The 1576-nt window shown below is 67.1% G+C and carries 2 protein-coding genes; one reads left to right on the top strand and one right to left on the bottom strand.

The window, feature by feature from the left end; all coding sequences use genetic code 11:
• Nucleotides 1-123: 123 nt before the first annotated feature.
• Nucleotides 124-900: an enoyl-CoA hydratase/isomerase family protein gene (locus QRO91_RS22045; RefSeq protein ID WP_049427659.1), complete on the bottom strand. Its 777-nt coding sequence runs from the start codon at nt 898-900 to the stop codon at nt 124-126.
• Nucleotides 901-934: 34 nt separating this feature from the next.
• Between QRO91_RS22045 and QRO91_RS22040 the strand changes: the two genes are divergently transcribed.
• Entirely contained in the window at nt 935-1381 is a 447-nt protein-coding gene (locus QRO91_RS22040) for a copper chaperone PCu(A)C (RefSeq protein ID WP_049427658.1), read from the top strand.
• The last annotated feature ends 195 nt before the right edge of the window (nt 1382-1576 follow it).

The following is a 1576-nucleotide window of genomic DNA, read 5'->3' as shown; positions in this document are numbered from 1 at the left end:
GGCGAACGGAATGTGCCCCCGATGCCGGGGGGTGGCCGATCTTGGGTAGTGCCGGCCGGTGGCCACCAGCCTCATCTTCGTCTTGGGCGGCCTGCGGTTGCGGGCCAGCGGCCGGCACTACATTTACTTGCCCAGGCGCGCCACCAGGGCCTGCAGCGCGTTCTGTGCATCCGGGGCGAACCAGGCCTCGACGAAGCGGTCCAGCTGGATCAGGTCCGGGTGCAGCGCTTCGTGCAGGTCGGCGCGGGCGATGGCGCGGGTCAGCAGCATCGGCTGGCGCGGCTGCTTGATCAGGTTCTGCAGCCAGGCGATGGCGCGCGCCACCACCAGGTCGCCTTCGGCCAGTTCATCAACCAGGCCGATCTGCAGCGCCTGTTCGGCCGGCACCAGCGAGCCGGTGGTCAGCAGCACGCCGGCACGGTGCACCCCCACCGCACGGCGCAACAGGCGCTGGATGCCCTCCGGTGCGATCAGGCCGACCTGGACTTCGTTCAGGCCGATGGCATACGGCCGCGACGGATCGGCGCTGCGCGCCATCACCCGGTAGTCGCAGCACAGGGCCAGCACGCAGCCGCCGGCCGGGGCGTGGCCGGTGATCGCCGCGACCACCGGGATGCGGCTTTCGGCCAGCGTGCGCACGGCGCCAAAGAAGGCGTTCCAGGTGTCCTGCAGCTTGTGCTTGTCATCGCCATGCGAGAGCAGGTGCGGCACGTCCATGCCGCCGGTGAAGATGCGCTCGCTGCCCGACAGCACGATGCCGTGCGCGTCTTCGACCATGGCCAGCTCGATGGCATGGATCAACTGCCGGCACAGTTCGGTGTCCAGTGCGTTGACCGGCGGCCGCGCCAGGCGCAGTTCGCGGATGGGGCCATGGTTGATCACCTCGATGAGCGTCGTCATGCTGCGGTCTCGTTGCGAAGAAGGAACCTGGGCGATGATAACCAAACCATTCGTTGGCGTACTGTTGGTTCTGTGTGCGGCCGCAGCATCGGCCTCGGCCGCGGAATCTGGCTGCGTCACGGTGGAGCAGGGCTGGGCGCGGTTGCCACCGAATCCGGCGATGCCGATGACCGCCGGCTACGGCGTGATCCACAACGGCTGCAGCAAGGCGGTGGTGATCACTGGCGCGGCCAGCAGTGGCTTCGGAGATGTGTCGCTGCACGAGACCACGATCGTCGACGGGGTCAGCCGGATGCGGGCCATTGAACGCCTGCCATTGGCACCGGGCGCGCGTGCCGAGCTCAAGCCCGGTGGCCTGCACCTGATGCTGATGCAGGGCAAGGGCGCGTTGAAGGAAGGGCAGGCGCTGCCGCTGCGGCTGCAGCTGGAAGGGGGGAGCGAAGCGAGCGCAACGTTGACCGTGCGCAAGGCCACGCCGTAGCGGGATGGTAGTGGCGGGCGCGGGGGGGCCCCCCCCCGCTGGGGCGCGCCGCCGCCCGCCCCCAAAAACACTAAAAACAAAACTTTACAAAAAAAAAAACATTCCGGTATTGTTTGCTTTTTAATAAACATAACCTCGGGCCCCCGGGGGGCCCCCCTTTTTTACGCGTCCAAAGCCCACCCGCTAATATATTTT

This window comes from Stenotrophomonas maltophilia group sp. Smal32, assembly GCF_030237085.1.
In the GTDB taxonomy this organism is placed as follows: Bacteria; Pseudomonadota; Gammaproteobacteria; order Xanthomonadales; family Xanthomonadaceae; genus Stenotrophomonas; species Stenotrophomonas maltophilia_Q.
The sequence above is the reverse complement of the archived record's forward strand: the minus strand, read 5'-3'. Positions and strand labels throughout refer to the sequence as shown.

Coding starts and splice junctions, on each gene's coding strand:
- QRO91_RS22045 (WP_049427659.1), bottom strand. CDS start 900: ATGACGACGCTCATCGAGGTGATCAACCATGGCCCCATCCGCGAACTG.
- QRO91_RS22040 (WP_049427658.1), top strand. CDS start 935: ATGATAACCAAACCATTCGTTGGCGTACTGTTGGTTCTGTGTGCGGCC.